The 21,877-nt window shown below is 61.4% G+C and carries 18 protein-coding genes; 9 read left to right on the top strand and 9 right to left on the bottom strand.

Annotated elements, in window-relative coordinates:
• Nucleotides 1–16 precede the first annotated feature (16 nt).
• From CRO46_RS05255 to CRO46_RS05240, 4 genes are all read right to left on the bottom strand, one after another.
• Entirely contained in the window at nucleotides 17–778 is a 762-nt protein-coding gene (locus tag CRO46_RS05255) for an SDR family NAD(P)-dependent oxidoreductase (protein ID WP_097105669.1), read from the bottom strand.
• A gap of 47 nt (nucleotides 779–825) precedes the next feature.
• Nucleotides 826–1,887 carry a choline ABC transporter ATP-binding protein gene (choV, locus tag CRO46_RS05250; protein WP_097105667.1) on the bottom strand — a complete coding sequence of 354 codons (1,062 nt, stop codon included), beginning with the start codon at nucleotides 1,885–1,887 and terminating at the stop codon, nucleotides 826–828.
• Nucleotides 1,884–2,738: a choline ABC transporter permease subunit gene (choW, locus tag CRO46_RS05245; protein WP_097105665.1), complete on the bottom strand. Its 855-nt coding sequence runs from the start codon at nucleotides 2,736–2,738 to the stop codon at nucleotides 1,884–1,886. Before choW ends, choV begins: the two co-directional genes overlap by 4 nt.
• A gap of 74 nt (nucleotides 2,739–2,812) precedes the next feature.
• The gene (locus CRO46_RS05240; RefSeq protein WP_097105663.1) at nucleotides 2,813–3,742 is read right to left on the bottom strand and encodes a choline ABC transporter substrate-binding protein; all 930 of its coding nucleotides are present in this window, start codon (nucleotides 3,740–3,742) and stop codon (nucleotides 2,813–2,815) included.
• Nucleotides 3,743–3,972: 230 nt separating this feature from the next.
• On the opposite strand from CRO46_RS05240, the gene CRO46_RS05235 reads away from it, so the two are divergent.
• The 7 genes from CRO46_RS05235 to CRO46_RS05205 all read left to right on the top strand — a co-directional run bounded on the left by CRO46_RS05235 (nucleotide 3,973) and on the right by CRO46_RS05205 (nucleotide 11,905).
• Nucleotides 3,973–4,563 carry a thymidine kinase gene (locus tag CRO46_RS05235; RefSeq protein WP_097106525.1) on the top strand — a complete coding sequence of 197 codons (591 nt, stop codon included), beginning with the start codon at nucleotides 3,973–3,975 and terminating at the stop codon, nucleotides 4,561–4,563.
• A gap of 201 nt (nucleotides 4,564–4,764) precedes the next feature.
• Nucleotides 4,765–5,133, top strand: coding sequence for a c-type cytochrome (locus CRO46_RS05230; RefSeq protein WP_244577769.1), 369 nt, complete (start codon nucleotides 4,765–4,767; stop codon nucleotides 5,131–5,133).
• 191 nt (nucleotides 5,134–5,324) lie between these two features.
• Complete coding sequence (locus tag CRO46_RS05225; RefSeq protein ID WP_097105661.1) at nucleotides 5,325–6,413, top strand: hypothetical protein; 1,089 nt, start codon at nucleotides 5,325–5,327, stop codon at nucleotides 6,411–6,413.
• Nucleotides 6,414–6,441: 28 nt separating this feature from the next.
• Nucleotides 6,442–7,587 (top strand): hypothetical protein, encoded by a 1,146-nt coding sequence (locus CRO46_RS05220; RefSeq protein WP_097105659.1) that lies wholly within the window; start codon nucleotides 6,442–6,444, stop codon nucleotides 7,585–7,587.
• A 4-nt stretch (nucleotides 7,588–7,591) separates the two neighbouring features.
• Entirely contained in the window at nucleotides 7,592–9,508 is a 1,917-nt protein-coding gene (locus CRO46_RS05215; RefSeq protein ID WP_097105656.1) for an AAA family ATPase, read from the top strand.
• Nucleotides 9,505–10,806, top strand: coding sequence for a DUF6638 family protein (locus CRO46_RS05210; RefSeq protein ID WP_097105654.1), 1,302 nt, complete (start codon nucleotides 9,505–9,507; stop codon nucleotides 10,804–10,806). Before CRO46_RS05215 ends, CRO46_RS05210 begins: the two co-directional genes overlap by 4 nt.
• Nucleotides 10,799–11,905, top strand: a complete 1,107-nt coding sequence (locus tag CRO46_RS05205; protein WP_097105651.1) for a DUF2333 family protein — start codon at nucleotides 10,799–10,801, stop codon at nucleotides 11,903–11,905. Before CRO46_RS05210 ends, CRO46_RS05205 begins: the two co-directional genes overlap by 8 nt.
• Nucleotides 11,906–11,981: 76 nt before the next feature.
• Here CRO46_RS05205 and CRO46_RS05200 read toward each other — a convergent pair whose 3' ends face one another.
• Complete coding sequence (locus tag CRO46_RS05200) at nucleotides 11,982–12,695, bottom strand: helix-turn-helix transcriptional regulator (RefSeq protein WP_143438961.1); 714 nt, start codon at nucleotides 12,693–12,695, stop codon at nucleotides 11,982–11,984.
• 144 nt (nucleotides 12,696–12,839) lie between these two features.
• On the bottom strand, nucleotides 12,840–13,301 hold the full coding sequence (locus tag CRO46_RS05195; RefSeq protein WP_097105647.1) for an Lrp/AsnC ligand binding domain-containing protein: 462 nt from the start codon (nucleotides 13,299–13,301) through the stop codon (nucleotides 12,840–12,842).
• 111 nt (nucleotides 13,302–13,412) lie between these two features.
• Here CRO46_RS05195 and putA point away from each other — a divergent pair, with 111 nt between their 5' ends.
• Complete coding sequence (gene putA, locus CRO46_RS05190; RefSeq protein ID WP_244577768.1) at nucleotides 13,413–16,526, top strand: bifunctional proline dehydrogenase/L-glutamate gamma-semialdehyde dehydrogenase PutA; 3,114 nt, start codon at nucleotides 13,413–13,415, stop codon at nucleotides 16,524–16,526.
• A 51-nt stretch (nucleotides 16,527–16,577) separates the two neighbouring features.
• On the opposite strand, the gene CRO46_RS05185 is transcribed toward putA, so the two are convergent.
• Nucleotides 16,578–17,687, bottom strand: coding sequence for a histidine kinase dimerization/phosphoacceptor domain -containing protein (locus CRO46_RS05185; protein WP_097105646.1), 1,110 nt, complete (start codon nucleotides 17,685–17,687; stop codon nucleotides 16,578–16,580).
• A gap of 409 nt (nucleotides 17,688–18,096) precedes the next feature.
• Between CRO46_RS05185 and CRO46_RS05180 the strand changes: the two genes are divergently transcribed.
• On the top strand, nucleotides 18,097–19,776 hold the full coding sequence (locus CRO46_RS05180; protein ID WP_097105645.1) for a formate--tetrahydrofolate ligase: 1,680 nt from the start codon (nucleotides 18,097–18,099) through the stop codon (nucleotides 19,774–19,776).
• Nucleotides 19,777–19,819: 43 nt separating this feature from the next.
• Here CRO46_RS05180 and CRO46_RS05175 read toward each other — a convergent pair whose 3' ends face one another.
• Together CRO46_RS05175 and CRO46_RS05170 are read right to left on the bottom strand one after the other, a co-directional pair.
• The gene (locus CRO46_RS05175) at nucleotides 19,820–20,641 is read right to left on the bottom strand and encodes an extensin-like domain-containing protein (RefSeq protein ID WP_097105643.1); all 822 of its coding nucleotides are present in this window, start codon (nucleotides 20,639–20,641) and stop codon (nucleotides 19,820–19,822) included.
• A gap of 4 nt (nucleotides 20,642–20,645) precedes the next feature.
• On the bottom strand, nucleotides 20,646–21,623 hold the full coding sequence (locus CRO46_RS05170) for a L,D-transpeptidase family protein (protein ID WP_244577767.1): 978 nt from the start codon (nucleotides 21,621–21,623) through the stop codon (nucleotides 20,646–20,648).
• Nucleotides 21,624–21,877 lie beyond the last annotated feature (254 nt).

Here is a 21,877-nt window from a genome sequence, read left to right as displayed (position 1 = left end):
CGCGGCCGCCTGATCCTTACTTGGGCGCCATACGGATGGCGCCATCAAGCCGGATGGTCTCGCCATTGAGCATGGCGTTGTCGATGATGTGCATGGCGAGGCTGGCATATTCCTCCGGCTGCCCCAGCCGCGAAGGGAAGGGGACGGATGCGCCGAGGCTGTCCTGGACTTCCTGCGGCATGCCGAGCAGCATCGGCGTTGCGAAGATGCCGGGAGCAATGGTCATCACCCGGATACCGAAGCGGGCTATCTCACGGGCGATCGGCAGCGCCATGGCGTGGACACCGCCCTTGGAAGCCGAGTAGGCGGCCTGGCCGATCTGTCCGTCGAAAGCTGCGACGGAAGCGGTCGAGATCACCACGCCGCGCTCGCCGTCAGCCAGCGGCTCGAGCTTGGAGGCGCGGTCGGCAAACAGCCGCAGCATGTTGAAGCTGCCGATCAGGTTGACCTCGATGACCTTGCGGAACAGGTCAAGATCATGCGGGCCCTCGCGGCCGACGACGCGGACGGCCGGTGCAATGCCGGCGCAGTTGATCAGAATCCGGGCTTCGCCGTTGGCCTCTGCAGCTTCGGTGAGGGCTGCTTCGGCTGCCGCGGCGTCGGAGACGTCGCAGGCGACCGCCTTGCCACCGATTTCGGCAGCCACCTTCTCGGCCTGTTCAAGGTTCACGTCCAGCAGCGCAACCTTTGCCCCGGCCTTCGCCAGTGCGCGCGCGGTGGCGGCGCCGAGGCCGGAGCCTCCACCCGTTACAATGGCGGCCTTGCCTTTAACGTCCATATTCCGATCTCCCTAATGCACTGATTGCTTGTCCTTGTTCGTCGGTCTCAGCGGCGATGCCGCGTCAGACCCCGAACAATATCGTCGGCAGTGATGGACCCCGCCACCGCGCCTTTGTCAATAACGCCGATTGTCCCATCGCGGCGCGAAAGCGCTTCCATGACCTCTTCCAGCGGCGTTTCGGGCTTGACCGATGCCGACAGCGGCGATTGGCCGCGCAACGCGTCTGGCTTGCCCGGCGTCATCACGTCGCGGGCCGTGAGCATGGCGATCGGGTTCATGTTGGCCACGAAATCGGCGACGTAGCTGTTTTCCGGCGAGTTGACGATCTCGCGCGGTGTACCGCACTGGATGATGCGTCCGCCTTCCATGATGGCGATGCGGTTGCCGAGCTTCATGGCTTCGTCAAGATCGTGGCTGACGAAGACGATGGTCTTGCCCAGGCGGGTCTGGAGTTCGAGCAACTCGTCTTGCAGCCGGGTCCGGATCAGCGGATCGAGGGCGGAGAAGGGTTCGTCCATCAGGAGGATCGGCGCGCCGGTGGCAAAGGCGCGGGCGAGGCCGACGCGCTGCTGCATGCCGCCGGAGAGTTCGGCGACCATGCGTTCGGACCAGTCGGACAGTCCGACCAGTTCGAGCTGTTCCGCCACCCGGCGATCGCGTTCCTTTTTCGCAATGCCTGCGATTTCGAGCCCGAAGCCGACATTGTCGGCCACCGACCGCCAGGGCAACAGGCCGAATTGCTGGAACACCATCGAGACGGTGTCCATGCGCAGCTGCATCAGTGTCTTGTCGTCGCAAGCACCGACGTCGAAGGTTTCCTCGCCGCAATGAACCGTCAGGGTTCCGCGGCTGATCGGGTTGAGCCGGTTGATGGCACGCAAGAGCGTTGACTTGCCGGAGCCCGACAGCCCCATGAGGACAAGGATCTCGCCCTCATTGATGTCGACGGTACAGTCGTGCACGCCGAGAACGTCACCGGTTGCTTCCTGGATCTCGGTGCGGGACTTGCCGGCATCGGCAAGCGCCAGGCTTTCTGCCGTGTTGTCACCGAAGATGATCGAGACGTTGTCGATGCGGACCGAGCCGCGATGCTGATCCTGGCTCATGGGTTTGCTCCGATGCGCACGCGGCAGATGCGGTCGAGGATGATGGCCAGGATCACGATGGCGATACCGGCTTCAAGGCCGAGCGGAATGTTGACCGTGTTGAGCGCGCGGACCACAGGCTTGCCAAGGCCGTTTGCGCCGATCAGGGCCGCGATCACAACCATCGACAGCGACAGCATGATGCACTGGGTGAGGCCAGCCATGATGGTCGGAAGGGCCGCCGGCAATTCGACCTTGCGGAGCAATTGCTGCGGCGAGGCGCCGAAGGCCTGCCCGGCCTCGACCATTGGCCGGGGAACGGAGGTGATGCCGAGATAGGTAAGCCGGATCGGAGCCGGCGAAGCGAAGATGATGGTGACCAGCAGGCCCGGCGCAAGGCCGAGGCCGAACAGGATCAGCACCGGGATCAGGTAGACGAAGGTCGGCATCGTCTGCATAAGGTCGAGAACCGGCTGCACGAGGGTGTAGGCTTTCGGCCGGTGTGCCAGCCAGATGCCGATCGGCACGCCGATGAGCATCGACATGAAGGCGGCCGAGATCACCAGCACCAGCGTTTCGACGGTTTCCTCCCACAGGCCCTGATTGATGATGAAGGTCAGGCCAAGAACGATGCCGAGCGCCAGTTTCCAGGATCTCTGGATGCGCCAGCCGATCAAGGCAATGGCAAAGACCAGCAGAAGCGGCGGCAACCACAGCAACCCGTCGATCATGCCGTCGAGCAGGAATTTCAGTGAATCTGCAATGGCGTCGAAGGCGAATTCGAAATTGTCGGTGAGGAAATTGAAAAAGTTCTTGCCCCATTTCCCGACCGGGATTTTCCACGCGGTGATAAAATCCGCCAATCCATCCATACCCTGTCCCCCGACACACCTCGGATCCGGGGCCGCGCCATGGCCGCCCCGGATCGTATTTCAGATAACCAGTATTACATGCCGAGCTTGGCTTGGACAGCGGCAGCCGCGTCGCCGCCGTCGAAGGTGGTCACGCCTTTAAGCCATGGCTTGACCGCATCCGGGTTCGCCTTCAGCCACGCCAGTGCCGCATCATTGGCGTCTTCACCCTTGAGGATGTCATCCATGATCTTGTTTTCCATGGACAGCGAGAACTCCAGGTTCTTGATCAGCGTTCCGACATTCGGGCACTCCTCGGTGTAGCCTGCGCGCACGTTGGTGTGCACGGTTGCTGCGCCAAAGCCGGAATCTCCCATGCCGTCGAGATAGGTGATCGACATCTCACCCATGATCGGATGCGGGGTCCAGCCGAGGAAGGCGATCCACTCTTCGTTGCGCAACGCCTTCTCGGCCTGCGACAGCATGCCGGCTTCCGAGCTTTCAACAAGTTCGAAGCCATCAAGGCCATTGGCCGGATCCTCGATCATTTCCAGCACGATGCGGTTGCCGTCATTGCCGGGTTCGATGCCGTAGATCTTGCCGTCGAACTCGTCCTTGAACTTGCCGATGTCGCTCAGGCTCTTGACACCGCCCTCGGCAGCATAGGTCGGCACGACAAGGCCGTAGCCCGCACCTTCGAGGTTCTGGGCGACGGTTTCAACCGAGCCGTCGTCAAGGAAAGGCTGCACGTCGGCGGCCATCGAGGGCATCCAGTTGCCGAGAAAGACATCCATGTCCTTGTTCTTGAGCGACTGGTAGGTCACCGGCACGCTGAGCACCTGTACGTCCTGCTCGTAGCCGAGGGCGTCGAGAACGACGCCGGCGACGGCGGTGGTTGCCTGGATGTCGGTCCAGCCAACATCGGCGAAGCGCACGGTCTTGCAGGAGGCGTCGTCAGCGGCCTGAACGGTTGCGGTGGTGGCCAGAAGAAGGGCTGCGAATGTGAGGGTCATTTTTCTTGTCATTGTCGGTATCTCCCGTGTTCAAGGTGCAGAAACAACCACCTATGGGCTGCGAACTCAAGCCGCAATGCGGTCAAAATATGCATTGCAACGGAAATCGGCTGTTGAAAGCGGCGCGCCAGGGGTGGAATTCGACCACCCCGACCGGCAAAAGATATCACATCGGCGGCGCTTTGGCAGACGGACAATGCCGGTCCGGGAAACCGGCAACAGACGACAATCGGGAGCCCAGCGTGGCCAAGCTCTATTTCAGCTACTCAACCATGAATGCGGGCAAGTCCACGCTCTTGCTGCAGGCGTCCTACAACTATCGCGAACGCGGCATGCGAACGGTGCTGTTTATCGCTGCCTTCGATGACCGCGGGGGGCATGGGCGCATCGCTTCGCGCATCGGGCTCGACAGCGAAGCGCATACCTTCCGTCCGGATGACAATCTCTATGAAGTGATCGAGAGCCTGAAAGCCGAAGGTGAGATTGCCTGCGCCTTTGTCGACGAAGCACAGTTTCTCACCGAAGACCAGGTCTGGCAGCTGGCACGGGTTGCCGACCGGCTCGGCATTCCCGTCATGACCTATGGGCTGCGCACCGATTTCCAGGGCAAGCTGTTTCCCGGCTCTCAGGCGCTGCTGGCACTTGCTGACGAGCTGCGCGAAGTCCGGACAATCTGTCATTGCGGACGCAAGGCGACAATGGTGGTGCGCACCGACGACAACGGACAGGTGATCCGCGCCGGCGCGCAGATCGAGGTCGGCGGCAACGAGAAATATGTGTCCTATTGTCGGCGCCACTGGGACGATGTGATGAACCCGGAGGCATCGAAATAGCAGCTTCGCGCCATTTCAGGTGTGGTTTCAGCATGGCATTGCGGCGTGTCCCGGGTTTTGTCCGGCCGAGCACGCATTGCCCCGATGCGGGACTGCGCTATAACAGCGGTATCTGACTAACGTGAACGGAGACGAATTATGCGGTTTTCCTTATCCTTGATGTTTGGTGCTCTACTGGCGACCGGCGTTTCCGGAGCAACCATGGCGGTTGCTGCCGAAGAGAAGACGGCAGCCGAAGTGGCGATCACAGGCGATGCAAAAGCCGGTGCCAAGGTGTTCCGAAAATGTGCTGCCTGCCACAATGTCGACGAGGCCAAGAACAAGGTCGGCCCGCATCTGGTCGATATCATCGGCCGTGAGATGGCCTCGGTCGAGGACTACAAATACTCCAAGGCGATGGTCGAGTATGCAACTGAAGTCCCTGCCTGGACCGTGGAAGCCCTGGACGCCTATCTGCGCGATCCGAAGGGTGTGGTGAAGGGCACCAAGATGGCCTTTGTCGGCCTGAAGAAGGACGAGGATCTCGAGAACGTCATCGCCTATCTCAACGATCCTGCCGCCGCAGAGTAATCCCCGTCGGCTGCTTGAGGCAAAGGCCGCTTCTTAGGGAGCGGCCTTTTTTTTCGCCGCCATTGTGCCTACCTGTGATTGGCTTGCGGTTTGCGGTACGGATAACCGGTGCTAAAAGCAGTATCGCAAACTTTACTGCGACGACAAGGATATGCGCCGGTTCTCAGGCGCCCCAGAACAGGAAACCGGGCATGGCCAACATCAAGAGTCTAGACGCTGAAATCGAAAAGACACGCGCTTCGGTTGAGGAAATGCGGTCAAAAATCGACGCTTCGAGCGGGATGCTGGAAAAGATGTCCGAGGCCGATGCGCAACTCGGTGACCCGCAGTTCGATATCGAAAATGCCCGTATCCAGGACGTGTTGCGCCAGCAGCGGATGATGGAATCCAACATCGCCGACCTGATCATTGGGCTCGAAGACGCCACCAATGTGTTCGGCGCCGAGTTCGAAAGCATGAAGGGCTATTCCGGGATGGAAAAATTCATCGCCGTATTCTCCAAGGCCCGGGCGCAGCGGATGCGCAGTGACCGCGTGCGCAACATGTCGCTGTCGGGTAACCTGCAGGAACTGTTGCGGAAATCCGACAAGATCACGATGATCCTGAAAGACCAGAAGGACATTCTTGAGAGCCGCTACAAGACCTCGGAAGCCAGTCTGATCAAGGTGATCGAGCGGCGCAAGGCAACGATGGCCGATCTCGAAGCCACCCAGCAGCGGATCGAAGAGCTCAATCCGCAGCTGATGGACATCGAGAACAGGATCGCCGCCTCGACGGATCAGAAAGAACGCACAGAACTTGAAAGCGACCGCTCGAAGCTAGCCACCGAGTACAACGAGCGGCAAGCCAAGGAGCAGGAACTGCTGGCCGAAAGCCAGACGCTGGAACGCTACACCTCGATGTTCCAGACCTTCGTGGATTCGCTCAACAACCAGATCGCCGCGCAGAACACGCTGATCAACAAGCTGACGATCGATACCGAACAGCGCATCGTGCTCTACAAAGCGCTTGAGGATTCCCTGAAGACAGCGGCGCAGCAGGATGTGGCGCACAAGATCAACACGCTCGGCAGCCGGGTCGACACGGCGGCGGAAGAGACGATGGCCGGCATCGGGGCTGCGGCGCAGAGCCATATCGGAGACCTTCTGGAAATGCATGAGAAGAACATGCTTTCGACCAAGGACATCCAGCGCCGCAAGCAGCTGGCCGATGATGCATTTGCCAGGCGGTTCGCCGAGGTTCTCGAAAAGCACAATTCCGCCGACTACGTGAAGCCCTGAGCCGGCATGTTCATGTCGAGGGGACATCATGCGCGCTGACACCGGTGCTGCCGGAGCCTATTTCAGGTCGATGCGAGCAGCCTTGAAAGGCCTGCGGGTCTATCTGGCCGATGACAATTCGCCGCTCTACGCGCATGGTCTGGTCGGTCAGGTGATCATTCCCTATGTCGACCGGCTGGAGGCGACGTTTTCGGCCTGGGAAAACCGGGTCGGCTTTCTCGAGCGCTTCCGCATCAGCCAGGCCGACAGCGGGTTTCCGGCGTTTCAGCACGTGCTGACGTTGGAGAATGACCGCGCGACCGCCAGGGAACGGCTGGCCGCCATTCCCGGCGTCGACACGCTGAAGGCGGAGATGGCCGACTTCATCCTGCGGCACAAGGAATTTCCAACCGCATTGCAGGAACGGATCGCCGAGCGCCTCTATCTCGAAGACATCGGGAAGGACGCGGTGTTTGCGCCATTCATCCTGCCCGAGACCATCCGCGTGTCGGTCAATCCGAAGAACGGCCGGCCCTATTATGTCGTCCACTGGGGCGTGTTTGACGGCAGCCAGACGCTGCCGATGGTCTATATGGCGACGATTGAGGATTCGAGCGAAAGCATCGCGAAGATGCTGGTCACCAAGGACGGCAAGCTCAATCCCGATGTCGAAATCCCGCTGCCGGTGGGGGGGCTGCTCAATCCCGAGTTTGCCCGCGCCTTTGATGCCTCGGCCGAGAAGAACGGCGCCTATTCGCTGTCGCCGGTGACGATCGCGCAAAATCTCGACGCGGATTTCCAACACCTTCATCCCAAGCAGTTGCGGCGTTTCGTGCTCGGACCGTTTTATTCGGCGGGCGTGACCGAGAACTCCGACCGGATCTCGGCCATCCTGTCCAGGGTACGCAAGGACGAGAATGCCTGGCTGTTGACCTGGACCATGCAGGAAGTGTTTTCCAAGGCCGAGCGTCCGGCCAAGCGGGGGCTCTGGAGCTCGGAGCCGGCACGCGACGAGTACCACATCGACACCGATGATCTTGAAGCGACGCGGCAGGGCGTGAGCGCCTATCAGAAACACGCGCTGGTTCCGCATGAAGCCTACCAGGCGCTCTATGCATCGGGCGAGGCGGAGAGCATATTCTCCGGCTTCACCGTGCATGTGATATCGGGCAACCAGGTCATCAGCGAGGTATGAGAGCATGAGCCAGACGACGGGGCTGACGACTATTTCCGAGGAAGACATCGCAAAGCATCAGTCGGTGGCACATTCGATGGTGACGCGCGTCGTCGTGCTTGTTGCGCAAGACGGGACGTCCTCGACACCGCTTGCGGGCACCAAACGGCGGTTCGTATCGACGGTCTCGACCCGGGGCATGCGCAAGACCCGCGAGATCGAGCTTGCCAGGGCCATCCAGTCGGTGCGCGCCGGTGACCAGATGCTGTCGATCCCGCAGCACACGCTGCTTTACCGCACCCGCCGGGGGATCTCGGTGGCGCTGGCAGTGGCGGAGATGTTTGCGCAGCAGACAGATCTCGAAAGCCTGCAGTCGCGCAATGCCGGGGCGCCGTTGCAGGGCGAGGAGGCGGACCGGTTCAAGCGCCTTCTGTCGGCCTCGGCCTATGTCGCCGCCTTCACGCTCGCGGCCTACATACTGCAGACCGTCGATGGAGAGAGCGAACCGGCCAATGATACGCAAGAGCCGGATTTTGAGTTCGACACGCCCCAGGATGCGCTGAAATCGATCATCGCGGCCCTTGATCAGGCGATTGCCGGCGCGCCTGACGAGGCGGCGATGACCGCGCGCGCCCGCGCCCTGGCACGTGTTGCGATCGAGGGCCTGATCAGCCGTCGCGCCCGCTTTGACGCCCTGAGCGCTTTTGCGCAAACCCATCTCAGGCTCGAGAGCGACAATTTCACCCTCGATGGTTTCGACGTCGCGCCGGGACAGCGCCGCAAGCCGCTGGTGATGAGCTTCAAGAAGCCCAACGAGATCATCGGCAACCATCTGGCCAAGCACCAGGCGATGCGGCTCGCGCGCATGATCGTCGCCTATGACTTCGACCGCCAGCTCAATCCGTTCGTCGAACTCGGCGGCTTCCTGTTCACCTTCATTGGCGACGGCGCACCGGGCACCGGCAAGACCATCCTGATCCAGATGCTGGCCGGCATGATCAACGACTACTGCCAGGTCGCCGGCTACCCCTTCCATTACGAGAATTTCGGCGTCGACCAGATCTCCTCCTACCAGGGCAAGTCGGGGCAGAACTGCAAGGCCTTCGTCGACAATGTCATCAATCCACGGGCCATCGGCTTCGGAACCATCGACGACATCGACCAGGTCGCGGCCAAGCGTAAGGACGACAGGGCATCGGCCGGCCAGCAGGAAGTCACCGCGGTTCTCATGGAGGCCTTTGCCGGAGCGTCCACCGTGGTGCGCGGCAATTGCAGTTTCGGCATGTTTTCAAACTATCCGGAAAATGTCGATGACGCGCTCAGGCAACGCGCCGGCGCCCGCTGGCTGGTCGACGGGCCGCAGACGCTCGACGACTATATCGACATCTTCGCGCTGCTGGCGGGCAAGAATCATTCGATCCCGCTCGGATCGCACGAGCTGTTTGCCAGCCAGGAAATCAGGCAGGCGGTGGCACGTTCCTATGACGGGCACGATCAGCCGCAGGAAGAGGGGCTGCTGTCGGTCTGGGAGCGGTTCGAGAGCGAGCACGGCAAGGTGACGACAATTGCCGACATCGGCGCCTATCTGCACCGGATCAAGCTGGCCGAACCACGCTTCACCGGCCGGGCGATCAAGAACATCACCGATGCGATCAAGATGCGGGCGATGGATATCGATCTGCCGGATGAATGGTTCGAGACGCCGGACGCTTTCATGCATAAATCCTACGACGACAAGGTGGCGATGATCTCCGAGCTGCGCAAGCCGTTCACGGTCGAGATGGTGCTGCAGGAGATCAACCGCTACGCCGATTCCGAATTCCGCTACACCGACCGCTCCGACGCGAGCGCCGTTGACGACATCATCCGGCGCGAGCGGCAGCGGGAACGCGCAATCCGCGAGATCGAGGCCATGAAGCGGGATGGGCGCTGGATCCAATGAAACGGCTGGTCGACAATGAACTGATCTACGGCCGCCTGCTGCCGGTGGCGGAACCGCATCTGGTTGCGCGCTACAACAAGGCGCTCCGGGCGTTCGGGCTTCGGGAGACCAGGCTGGAGGAATTCCGCATCGACATGACCGGGTTTTCGCCGGAAATCGCCGAGGAGCTCGGCGATGTGCAGTATCTTGATCCCAATGGCGTCAACCGGCGTTTCGTCGTGCTGACGCCGGGGCAGGAAAACCTGCCGGTGGTGCACACGCAGTTTTCCAACACCGCCGGGCTGATGCACCAGTTCTTCGACAACAACCGTCGCGCGGTGCATGCCGTGACCATCAAGGATGCGTTGTTCGGGGAAATCGAAGAGCCGATCGATGTGGTCACCGGGGTCGAGGACCTGTTGCAGATCGAAGAGATCCGCTTCCGGGTGATGTCGGCCGAGAACATGCTCGGCAAGGCCACCGAACTGCGCAGTCTGGTGGACCGGCTCAAAACCTCCCGGGATGGCTGGCGGGATGACGCGATGCTTACCCGCATGGTCGAGCTGGCCCGCGAGACAGGAGACATCCGGCAAAACGCGCTTGTGCCCGACAAGCTGGTGTTTGCGCACAAATCCTTCTGGGCCAACCATTTCGGTGGCGTGTTCGTGTTTCGCGACGACCGCAGCACCACCGTGATCTGCGATAGCCACGCCCCCGGCTTCCGGCGGTCGCGCCCGTGGGAGGTCAGCTATATCGACATTGCCGATCATGCCCGGATCTTTGACTTTCTGAGCAAATCCGGACGGCTGCAATTGCCGCGTGCTTCTTGGGTCGAGCCGTCCGGCTTCTTTGCGCACCGGGCGGAAATGGCGGTGGATGATCTCATCCGCCGGGCTGATCCTTCCGTGGATCTGGCCGGGACCGACCGGATCTGGTTGCAAACCTGGATGCATCGGAACGCGGCGCTGCTCGCCGAGGAGGGGACCTATCCCTTCCTGCAGGAGGCGATGCGCGAGCTGTCTGCCACCGGTCAGGTGAAGATGAGGGAAGTGCGCAACGACCGGAAGCTGATGCTGTGCCGCGCAATCCCCGATCATCCCGAGCAATGGCTGATCAACCGGCTCCTGGCGCGGCTGGCGCCATTTGACTTTGTCAGCCGCTTCATCTTTGACAAGCACGGGTTTTACGAAACCTATGAAGGCTATTCCGAAAGCTTCCGCGCCCATGTGGTAGATGTTCTCGGGACAACCTATCTGAACAACAAGGCCGCTCTGAGAGCCCGGCTGTACGGACTGGAAGGATACCAAGACGATGCTTGACCCGGTGATCGCGTTTTTCGAACGGATTTTCCACGCCATCGGCCGCGGCATCGGCATGGTCATATCATTCATCCTGTGGCCGTTCGTGGCGGTCGGGCGATGGTTCCAGGGCCGCACCTGGCTGATCAAGGCACCGATAATTCTCCTTCTGGTCCTGCTCATCTTCGGCTATGGCCAGTTCCTCTGGGTCGCGGAGCGCTGGGTCAACTGGAACCCGGACTACCCCGCACAGTATGAGGTGAATGGGGGCACTGTCGGCGAACCGGTGAGTGCCAGTGATCCGAACAGCTGCGTGCCGTCGCAAATCGTCCAGGTGACGCGTGATCTCATCGATTTCAACGTCAACCAGAACACCTGGATCCCGTCGCATCCGCTGTCGAAGGCCGGGCTGTTCGGCATCGAGTGGAAGAATACGCCGTTCATGGACAACAAGGCCGCGTTCCAGCTCGGGATCAATACGGTGATCCGCCGCACCACGATCGAGCTGGCCGACAGGCTTGGGCGGGTGCGCGGCACTTCGCAGATCAACCAGAACCTGCAGGATGCCAAACAGGCCATGTCCTATAATGAGGACGCCTGGTGGCTGACGTTTTCGCCGCCCTTCATCCAGCCATCGACGGCGGAACGGCATCGCACCGCGATCGAAGCGCTTGATATGTTCAATGCCGAGTTGGCCGACTGCAAGGGCCAGTTCGACGTCCGCACGGACAATCTGTTGCAGTTCCTCGATCGGGTGACCGGGGATATCGGGTCGACATCCGATATTCTGCGCAGCCGTATGGAGGCCAGTGATCTTGGCTGGTTCGACACCCGCGCCGATGACCGGTTCTGGTTCACCTACGGACAGCTCTACGCCTATTACGGCATTCTGATTGCGACCGAGTCCGATTTCAGCGACATTTTCGACGACCGGCGCATCGGCAGCGTCTGGAATGTTGCCAGGGAGCAGCTTCGGCAGGCGCTGGACATGACCCCCTTCATCATTTCGAACGGCAACGAGGCAAGCTGGATCATGCCGTCGCACCTGGCGACCATGGGCTTCTACCTGTTGCGGGTTCGCTCCAACCTGGTGGAAATGCGCGACATTCTCGATCGCTGAGAGTAGGTCAGAGCACATTGTCCGGACTGGGCCCGTGCGGGCCTCGCATGTGCGGTGCGCCCTGCTCCAGGCCTGATCAGGAAATCAGATGCAGGCGCATGGCCTTGGCAACCAGCTGAATCCGGTTGACGCAATCAAGCTTGCGGATCGCGTTGTTGATGTAGGTGTTCACGGTGTGCTCGGACAGTGACAGGATGGCGGCGACTTCGCTGGAAGTCTTGCCGTTTGCCACCCAGTGCAAGGCTTCCAGTTCGCGAATGCTCAGGATGCCTTCCTTCTCAACTTGGCCGTTCTTCAGGCTCGAATAGATATTGTAGGCGTGTGCTGCGTAAACGCCGAGCTCGCCGAGTTCGGCATGGGACAGTTGCGTTCGGTCGCCCAGGAACCCGAAGGCGGCGCGGCAGCCGCCGTGATCATGGACGGGGAAAAACGCGGCTGTTGTGATGTTGTATCTGGCGAAAAACTGGAGGGCCCGCTCGGCTTCATCGGACGGTCGGCTGGTGTGTACCGTATCGGTGTCGAGGGTGAGGGGGATGGTCGATCGCCGCAACATCTGAAAGATCTGCGAGTTTTTCAGCAGTCCAAGCTCATCATAGGCCTCGATCATCCCGTCGGGCAGGCCCGACAGTTCGACCCGCGGCAACAGGGTTTCATCGGCGACTGCAGGTATGTTGAACAGCAGGAATCCGGCGAAGTTGAAGTGTTTGGCAAGCCTTCGCAAGAAAGCCATCAGGTCGACTTCGGATCGAATGAGATCCAGGCTCTCAAGCAGTGGCGGCAAATTGGTCATCAGCTGCCATTCTCCATGCGAATGCAGCCCATGGCAATCGTGCTGCCGGCGCCGCTTCTGCCAGATACGGGTTTCGTCCGCGCCATATCGTCTTTCCCGGGCATGCAAATCGATAGTTCTCAATCTCACGAAGTCTTGAGATAATCAAACGGCAAGCTTTCCGGTGTTCTTGACCTCCTCCATCACCGGGTAGGTATGGGTTTCACGCACTCCGGGCAGGGACAGGATAACTTCGGAAAGAAAACTCCGGTAAGCCTCCATCCCCGCAACCCGGGCCTTGACGAGATAGTCAAATCCACCGGCGACCATATGGCATTCCATGACATCGTCGGACTGGCGCACTGCCTTGGAAAACGCATCGAATATGTCCGGCGTGGTGCGGTCGAGTTTGACCTCGACAAAAACCAGCATGCCCCGGTTGAGTTTCTCGGGTGACAGTCTGGCCGCGTAACCCTCAATGAAGCCGTCACGGGTGAGGCGTTTGAGACGTTCGGCCGTTGCCGTCGGAGAAAGGCTGATCTTGTCCGCCAGTTCGAGATTGGTCAGGCGGCCGTTGTCCTGCATGGCGCGGAGGATCTTCCGGTCAATGCGGTCGATTTCCTTCATATAATCGGCCTCAGTTCCAGATCGAAGAGAAAGTCGCACTCTGAGAGGTAAATTATGGCGAGAAATGCGGTCAATCAAGAGTTATCGTGCTTCATTCACGGGGAGATTGCCATGACCGCCGACACGATGCCAGTTCTCACAGCCTTTCATGCTCCACACGCTCCGGACGACGATCGCCTGATCGGCGCATTCAGTGAGCGGCTTTCGTTCACCGGTGCCCAGGAGCGGGCCATCGATGCGCGCGCGACCAGACTGATCCAGGCAATCCGGTCCGATTCCGGCCAGATCGGTGGGGTCGAGGATTTCCTGCGCGAATACGGTTTGTCGACCCGTGAAGGGCTGGCCCTGATGGTGCTGGCCGAAGCTCTGCTCAGGGTGCCCGACGCGCGGACCCAGGACCGGCTGATCGAGGACAAGCTCAAGGAAGGCGGCTGGAGCGATCATGAGGCGCACGGAGACACCTGGTTCGTCTCGGCGTCCGCCTGGGCGCTGGGGCTGTCGGCCAAGGTGATCAAGCCGGGCGAAACACCCGAAGGCGTGATGCGCGGGCTGGTCAAGCGCATGGGCATGCCGACGGTCAGAACCGCGACGCGCCAGGCCATGCGGTTTCTCGGCCATCATTTCGTGCTCGGCGAGACAATCGAAGACGCGCTTGGCCGGGCTGCCAAAAACGAAGGCCGCGGCTACCGCCATTCCTATGACATGCTCGGTGAAGGGGCGCGGACCCGGGCCGACGCGAAACGCTATTTCAAATCCTATGCCGATGCCATCACAGCCATTGGCAAATCGGCCGACAAGCTCGCCGCCGGGCGCAAGCTGCCGGACCGCCCCGGCATTTCGGTGAAGCTGTCGGCGCTGCATCCGCGTTATCTCGCGACCCATCGAAAGCAGGTGCTCGAGGAGCTGGTGCCCGATCTCATCGAGCTGGCGCAGATGGCCAAGGCGCACGATCTCAATTTCACCGTCGATGCAGAAGAGGTCGACCGGCTCGAGCTGTCGCTCGATGTCATCGATCATGCCTTCGCCGATCCGTCGCTTGCCGGGTGGGACGGTTTCGGGCTTGCGATCCAGGCCTATCAGAAACGCGCCCCGCAGGTGATCGATCACATTGCCGGGCTTTGCCGCAAGCATGGCCGCCGGATGATGGTGCGGCTGGTCAAGGGCGCCTATTGGGACACCGAGATCAAGCGGGCGCAGGAACGCGGGCTCGAAGGCTATGCGGTGTACACCCGCAAGGCTGCGACCGATCTGTCCTATCTCGCCTGTTCGCGCCAACTGCTCGAGCTGCGCGACGTGATCTATCCGCAGTTCGCCACCCACAATGCGCTGACGGTTGCCACCATTATCGAGATGGCCGAGGACCGCAGCGGCTTCGAGTTCCAGCGCCTGCACGGCATGGGCGAGGTGGTCTATGACAGCCTGAACAAGAGCAATGACCGGGTGCCGTGCCGCATTTATGCGCCGGTCGGCGGCTACCGGGACCTGCTCGCCTATCTGGTCCGCCGGCTTCTGGAAAACGGCGCCAACTCCTCCTTCGTTGCGGTGGCTGGCGACAAGAAAATTCCGATCACCTCGCTGCTTGAGCGTCCGGATGTGAAACTGGGGCTGGCGCGCGGACAATCGGCGCGCAACAGCCAGATTCCGCTGCCGCTGGCGATCTATCCCGACCGTCCGAATTCGCGCGGCGTGGAATTTGGCGACCGGTTGCAGCTTGCCTCGCTGATGGAAGGCATGGAGCGTTCATCGGCACCTGTTGCGGCCACTCCGCTTGCCCCGGGCCTGAAAGGTGGTGGCGAGCAAGAGATCTTCTCGCCTTCCGATCCTTCACTTCATGTCGGAAGCGTGCGGTTCACCGACCCGAAGGATGTCGACAAGGCAGTTTCCACGGCGCTTCAGGGGTTCAAGAGCTGGTCGCGCACCGATCCGGGATTGCGCGCGGCAGCACTCGAGAGGGCCGCGGACCTGATCGAGGACCGCCGCGACCGGTTCATGGCCTTGCTGTCAAACGAAGCCGGCAAGACGCTCGATGACGGAATTGCCGAGATCCGTGAAGCCGTCGATTTCCTGCGTTACTACGCGGCGCGGTCACGCGAGATGTTCAGCCAGATGCAGCCGATGCCGGGCCCGACCGGCGAGGAAAACCGGCTGGGATGGCGCGGCCGCGGGGTCTTCGTCTGCATCTCGCCATGGAACTTCCCGCTGGCGATCTTTCTCGGCCAGGTTTCAGCCGCACTGGCCGCAGGCAATGCGGTCATCGCCAAACCGGCGGAACAGACATCGCTGGTTGCGCATGAAGCGGTTTGCCTGCTGCACGAGGCGGGCGTGCCGAAAGATGTGCTGCTGTGCCTTCCCGGCGAGGGCGACGTTGGTGCTGCACTGACCTCACATCCGAAGATCGGCGGCGTGGCCTTTACCGGATCGACCGAGACCGCGCGCGCCATCAACCGGACGCTGGCTGCCAAGGACGGGCCGATCGTGCCGTTCATTGCCGAGACCGGCGGACTGAATGCGATGATCGTCGACGCCACGGCGCTGGCCGAACAGGTGGCCGACGACGTGGTGATGTCGGCGTTCCGCTCGGCAGGACAACGCTGCTCGGCGCTCAGGCTGCTGTTCGTACAGGACGATGTTGCCGATCACATGCTCGAAATGATCGAAGGGGCCGCGCGCGAGCTCAAGCTTGGCGATCCGTCAAAACCATCGACCGATATCGGGCCGGTGATCGACGAGGCGCAGCGCGAAATGCTGGCCGGGCACATCGCGGCGATCTCGAAGACCCAGAAGCTCGTCTACGCCGGAGAGGCTCCCGGTGAGGGGCTGTTCTTCGCGCCGCATATCGTCGAACTGAAGGAGGCCAGCGCGCTTGACCGGGAGATCTTCGGGCCGGTGCTGCACGTGGTGCGCTACAAGGCGAAGAAACTGGATGCCGTGCTCGACGCCATCGATGCGACCGGATTCGGCCTCACTCTCGGCGTGCATTCCCGGATCGAAGCCACCGTGCGCAAGGTCATCGACCGGCTCGACACCGGCAATGTCTACGTCAACCGCAACATCATCGGCGCGGTTGTCGGCACCCAGCCGTTCGGCGGCTCGGGCCTTTCGGGCACAGGTTTCAAGGCCGGCGGCCCGCATTACCTGATGCGCTTTGCGGTCGAGCAGGCGGTGTCGGTCAACACGGCGGCCGCGGGCGGCAATGCCAGGCTGATTGCCATGGGCGACGGATAAGGCCGCAGTCCCGGCGCAGCCGCATGGTGGCAGCCGGGCCGGGCAACAGCCTTATCGACGGTATTGCGGGCGTGGTTCCGGGGTGAACTCGATCGAGGCTGTGACGCCTCTGGCCGCGATCCGCAGATCGAGCTCGCATCTGAGTTCCATGCAGGCGATCTCGGCGATCTTCATGCCAAGACCGCCAGACTGAGTGGTGACATCCGGTGTCATGCCGGCACCATCGTCGGAACAGGAGACGGAAACGATGCCGGGGGAGGGCACGGCCAGCTCGATCCTGACCACGCCTTCACGCTGGTCCGGAAAGGCGTGCTTGAAGGAGTTGGCGACGAATTCATTTATCAGTGTTCCCACCGAGACCGCCTGCTGGGAGCCCACCTCCACAGAAACCGGCGCGTACTCCATGGTGACGTGCGGTGGCGCTGTTTCGGTAAGGTAGTCGACGATGTTGGAGACATAGACGCCGAGATCGACATTCGATCCGGCATCGGTCTTGTAAAGATATTCGTGCAGCTTCGACACCGCATCGATGCGGGTCGTGATTTTCGAGACCGCCAGTTTCGCCTCCTCGGATTGCAGCCTGCGTTCCTGGATGCGCACGAATGCGGAGAGCGACTGAAGCGAGTTCTTGACCCGGTGATCGGCCTCCTGCCGCATCGTCGACGCTGAACCAAGGGCCTTGCGCATCTCGAGCTGCGCCATCACCTGGCGGGCCAGAACCTTGATCGCGTCGCGCTGCAAGGGCGTGAGTCTGCGCGGTTCGCGGTCCAGCACGCACAGTGTTCCGATCGGCAGCCCGTCCGGTGTCTTGAGCAGCGCTCCTGCATAAAACCGCAGACCCGGTTCGGAACAGCACAGCGGATTGTCGACCATCCGCTCATCCTGCAAGGTGTCCTCGACTTCGAGGAACTCCTCCTCCAGAATGGCGTGCGAACAAATCGCCTGTTCGATCGGCGTCTCGCGCAGCTCGAGGCCCACCGAGGCCTTGAACCATTGACGTTCGGAATCAACCAGGCTGACCAGGGAAATGGGAGTCCCGCAAATCGAAGCGGCGAGCTGGACGATGTCGTCGAAATCCTTCTCCGGATCGGTGTCGAGCACCTCGTAGGCCTGCAGGGCTTTCAAGCGTTCGTCCTGACGGGGATGCAATGGTGCCTTCATTTCAATGCCTTTCGGGAAAACGACCTTGGCTCGGTCAGATCGATTTCCGGTAGTATGGTTTGATGAGCAATGCGGGGCTGGCTTGACGTACCGTTTGCTGATCGTTTTCAGATCGGGTCACAGCGTCGTGGCTGGGCAGTATGGGGTCGGCTGTTCACAGGGCCCGCGCGGGGAATCGGGAGAACAGAATAAACTGTCTGGTCTCTGGGGTCTTTAACCTGTCCTGCGTTTTCGGTTTTTTCCCCCAACGGGCAACCCAGGCTGCCTGGAAGGTTGCGCCGCCTCATCGTGTCGCAAACGGCGCATTGGGCGTCCCGTTTCATGCAAGCATCGATCCTTCTTTCGGTCTCTATTCACTGCTTGACGCCGTGCGGGAGACACGGCTGCGACGGGAAGAGGAAACCACACCATGGCTGAGTACAAATCCGATATCGAGATTGCCCGCGCGGCGAACAAGAAACCGATCATGGAGATCGGCGGCAAGCTCGGGATTCCTGAGCTGGATCTGGTTCCCTATGGCCACGACAAGGCCAAGGTTTCAGCCGATTTCATCGCCCTGCAGAAGGACAGGCCGGACGGCAAGCTGATCCTCGTGACTGCGATCAACCCGACGCCGGCCGGTGAAGGCAAGACCACCACGACAGTCGGGCTGGGTGACGGTCTCAACCGCATCGGCAAGAATGCCATGATCTGCATACGCGAAGCCTCGCTGGGACCGAATTTCGGCATGAAGGGCGGGGCCGCGGGAGGCGGCATGGCGCAAGTCGTGCCGATGGAAGAGATGAACCTGCATTTCACCGGCGATTTCCACGCCATCACCAGCGCCCACAATCTGCTCTCGGCAATGATCGACAACCACATCTACTGGGGCAACGCGCTGGAGATCGATGCGCGCCGGGTGGTCTGGCGCCGGGTGATGGACATGAACGACCGGGCGCTCAGAGATATCGTGGTCAATCTCGGCGGGGTCGCCAACGGTTTTCCGCGTCAGACCGGGTTCGACATTACCGTCGCCTCCGAAGTCATGGCGATCCTTTGCCTGGCGCGGGATCTCGAGGACCTGCAGCAACGGTTGGGCGCGATCGTCGTGGCCTACCGCCGCGACAAGACGCCGGTCTATTGCCGCGACATCAAGGCTGACGGGGCGATGACGGTGCTGCTCAAGGACGCGATGCAGCCCAACCTGGTGCAGACGCTGGAAAACAATCCGGCTTTCGTGCATGGCGGTCCGTTTGCCAACATTGCCCATGGCTGCAATTCGGTTGTGGCCACCACGACGGCGTTGAAGCTTGCTGATTACGTGGTCACGGAAGCCGGCTTCGGGGCCGATCTGGGTGCTGAGAAATTCTTCGACATCAAGTGCCGCAAGGCCGGGCTCAAGCCCGACGCGGCGGTGATCGTGGCCACGGTTCGGGCGATGAAGATGAATGGCGGTGTGAAGAAGGAAGATCTCGGGCCGGAGAATATCGCTGCGGTCGAGAAGGGCTGCGCCAATCTCGGCCGGCATGTGCAGAACGTGAAGAAATTCGGCGTTCCGGTGGTGGTGGCGATCAATCATTTCGTCACCGATACCGAAGCCGAGGTGCAGGCGGTCAAGGACTATGTCGCGACCCTCGGGGTCGAGGCGATCCTGTGCAAGCATTGGGCGCAAGGTTCGGCGGGTATCGAGGATCTGGCGCACAAGGTGGTCGAGCTTGCCGAATCCGGCCAGGCGCAGTTCGCACCGCTTTATGCCGACGACATGCCGTTGTTCGAGAAGATCGAGACCATCGCCAAGTCGATCTATCACGCTGGCGAGGTGACAGCGGACAAATCGGTGCGTGAGCAGCTCAGGCAATGGGAGGCGCAGGGCTATGGCAATCTTCCGGTCTGCATGGCCAAGACGCAGTACTCGTTTTCGACCGACCCCAATCTGCGCGGCGCGCCGACGGACCACAGCGTCGCAATTCGCGAGGTCCGGCTGTCAGCAGGGGCAGGGTTCATCGTCGTCATCACCGGCGAGATAATGACCATGCCGGGTCTGCCCAGGGTGCCATCGTCGGAGAAGATCTTTCTCAACGAGCAGGGCCAGATCGAAGGCCTGTTCTGACCGGGCCGATACTCTGGCGAAAATCCGGCGTAAGGGCTTGCGCCTACTCGCAAAGCCGGTAGCCGCGCTTCCGCTCGATGATGTCGAGATGCAGATGGTCGGCATGGCTGGCATTCGAGCCGGGGCCGAGCACGGTGGTGAAATGCAGGCAGGCACCGCCGCGAACGGCACGCTGGAAAGCCTCCTCCAGGGTGCCGTCGCCTGCCTTTGGTGACACCGGAATCGGGTCATGGCCTTCGAACTCGAAGCTCATGACATCGACTGCATTGCCGATGGCGTGTTCAGACATCTTGCCGGTCGCGGCATTGTTGCGGCGGCGGCAGACATAGGTGGAGCCGTGATTGATTGCGGTCAGCGTGGCCTCGTCGGACAGGGCCTCTGTCGCCGGCAGGACCACGGTGTCGGTCCAGCGGGCTAGCGCGAGGGCGGTCTCGCAGCGAACTTGCGAGGCGGGGGCCAGGGTCACGCCGGGAACGATCTGCTCGAGACTGTAAGGCGCCTCGATGCCGCAGCCGTTCTTGCCGCGCAGGGGGTCGTGCCGCTCGAAAACGGCACCGAGCTTGCGAAGCTCGGCTTCGCAATGGGCAAGCGCGGCTTCGGTTGGCTCGGGTGCGGTTATGGCCGGTGCTGGCGCGGGTTTTTTCATAACCTTGGCGGGTTTCGACGCAATGTCTTTGTCTTCGGCTTCGGTCTCGTCCGATGTTGCTGCTCCCGCCTTGTCTTCCGGCCGGGCTTCCAGAACGGGAGCGGTATCCCCGGCTGGCGACTCCGCACGCGGGTTCTCTAACGGGACCGGGCCTTCGTCAGGCAGAGTAAGCCCCAGAGCAACAGCGGCGAGCACGGGCAGGGCAATGAGACGACGCATCGGCTCAATCCCTGAATTCCACGGTCACGCCTTGGCTGACCATGTGGGCCAGTTCTTGCGCATCCCAGTTGGTCATGCGCACGCAGCCGTGACTGCTGGTCTTGTCGATCTTGGAGGGATGCGGTGTTCCATGGATGCCGTAGGTCGGCTCCGACAGATCAATCCAGACATTGCCGACCGGCCCGTTCGGCCCAGGCGGCAGGGTCAGTGGTTGGGTGTTGTCACCCTGAACGAAATTGGTTTCGGGATCATAGCTGTAAGTGGGGTCCATGGCGACAGCTTCGACTGTGTGGGTGCCGGAGGGGGATGGCGTGCTCGAACTGCCGATGGTCACCGGGTAGATACCGATCAGGGTCTTGGAGGCATCATAGGCCAGCAGCCGCGCCTGGCTTTTGTCGGCAACGAGGCTTGCGACTTCGGCTTTTTGATTGGCGCCGGGGTCGGCCACAAAAATGCTTTCTCCTGCGGTGAACTGCGCACCGGGATTGAGATCGGAGAGAAAGTCCTCGTCCATGTGGAAGCGCTCGGCCAGTTTCTCCCGGACGCTGGTAAAGCCCAGCCATTCGAGCTTGGCGAGCTCGGAATAGTCCTCCGGCAGCTCTGCGGAGAGTCCCGAGGTGTCTTCTGCGGTGATGGTGTAGGAGACGATGACATCGTCCCCCATCGCCTGCAGCGTGTCCCAGACCAGCGGATCCATCAGGCCGTCGGCCTCGATGCCGTTTACCTGCTCGAACCCGCGGATTGCCTTCTCGACATTTTCACCGGAATAGCCGTCGATCACGCCGGGGGAGGCTCCGGCACGGTCGAGCAGGATTTGCAGACGGACGGCCAGCGGGCTCTGCCCGTCCGGCAATTGCTCTCCGGTGAAGGTTGCAGCGTTGATGGCGGCCGGGTCCATCGCCGCGGCCTGGGCCTTGCCGAACGTCACAACAGCCGCAAAGGTAGCAGCTGCGATGGCGAGCATGATCTGGATGGTGTCCATCGAAACCTCTTCCCCGTTCCACAATGCATCCCGTCTGTGCATCACGAAGGGGAAACGCGCGACAAGCCAAAAAGATGCATTGCGGCTTATCGGAAGCGGTATTTTCTGCTGGTGCAGCTGTCTGGCGCACGGCTTACCGCTGCGTTGATGATGCGGCAGGCGCGTCGCTTGAAACCGGCTGTGGCGCTGCAATCCAGCTCCTGATCCGGTGGTCCTTACACCCCCGTTCGTTGCCGGCCGGGTCCGGACCGCTA

It is taken from the genome of Parahoeflea halophila, assembly GCF_900220985.1.
Classification (GTDB): Bacteria; Pseudomonadota; Alphaproteobacteria; order Rhizobiales; family Rhizobiaceae; genus Hoeflea; species Hoeflea halophila.
The sequence above is the reverse complement of the archived record's forward strand: the minus strand, read 5'-3'. Positions and strand labels throughout refer to the sequence as shown.

Coding starts and splice junctions, on each gene's coding strand:
- CRO46_RS05195 (WP_097105647.1), bottom strand. CDS start 13,301: ATGAAGGAAATCGACCGCATTGACCGGAAGATCCTCCGCGCCATGCAG.
- CRO46_RS05255 (WP_097105669.1), bottom strand. CDS start 778: ATGGACGTTAAAGGCAAGGCCGCCATTGTAACGGGTGGAGGCTCCGGC.
- CRO46_RS05220 (WP_097105659.1), top strand. CDS start 6,442: ATGCGCGCTGACACCGGTGCTGCCGGAGCCTATTTCAGGTCGATGCGA.
- CRO46_RS05175 (WP_097105643.1), bottom strand. CDS start 20,641: ATGCGTCGTCTCATTGCCCTGCCCGTGCTCGCCGCTGTTGCTCTGGGG.
- CRO46_RS05225 (WP_097105661.1), top strand. CDS start 5,325: ATGGCCAACATCAAGAGTCTAGACGCTGAAATCGAAAAGACACGCGCT.
- choW (WP_097105665.1), bottom strand. CDS start 2,738: ATGGATGGATTGGCGGATTTTATCACCGCGTGGAAAATCCCGGTCGGG.
- CRO46_RS05205 (WP_097105651.1), top strand. CDS start 10,799: ATGCTTGACCCGGTGATCGCGTTTTTCGAACGGATTTTCCACGCCATC.
- CRO46_RS05240 (WP_097105663.1), bottom strand. CDS start 3,742: ATGACAAGAAAAATGACCCTCACATTCGCAGCCCTTCTTCTGGCCACC.
- CRO46_RS05215 (WP_097105656.1), top strand. CDS start 7,592: ATGAGCCAGACGACGGGGCTGACGACTATTTCCGAGGAAGACATCGCA.
- putA (WP_244577768.1), top strand. CDS start 13,413: ATGACCGCCGACACGATGCCAGTTCTCACAGCCTTTCATGCTCCACAC.
- CRO46_RS05180 (WP_097105645.1), top strand. CDS start 18,097: ATGGCTGAGTACAAATCCGATATCGAGATTGCCCGCGCGGCGAACAAG.
- CRO46_RS05200 (WP_143438961.1), bottom strand. CDS start 12,695: ATGACCAATTTGCCGCCACTGCTTGAGAGCCTGGATCTCATTCGATCC.
- CRO46_RS05210 (WP_097105654.1), top strand. CDS start 9,505: ATGAAACGGCTGGTCGACAATGAACTGATCTACGGCCGCCTGCTGCCG.
- choV (WP_097105667.1), bottom strand. CDS start 1,887: ATGAGCCAGGATCAGCATCGCGGCTCGGTCCGCATCGACAACGTCTCG.
- CRO46_RS05170 (WP_244577767.1), bottom strand. CDS start 21,623: ATGGACACCATCCAGATCATGCTCGCCATCGCAGCTGCTACCTTTGCG.
- CRO46_RS05230 (WP_244577769.1), top strand. CDS start 4,765: ATGGCGGTTGCTGCCGAAGAGAAGACGGCAGCCGAAGTGGCGATCACA.
- CRO46_RS05185 (WP_097105646.1), bottom strand. CDS start 17,687: ATGAAGGCACCATTGCATCCCCGTCAGGACGAACGCTTGAAAGCCCTG.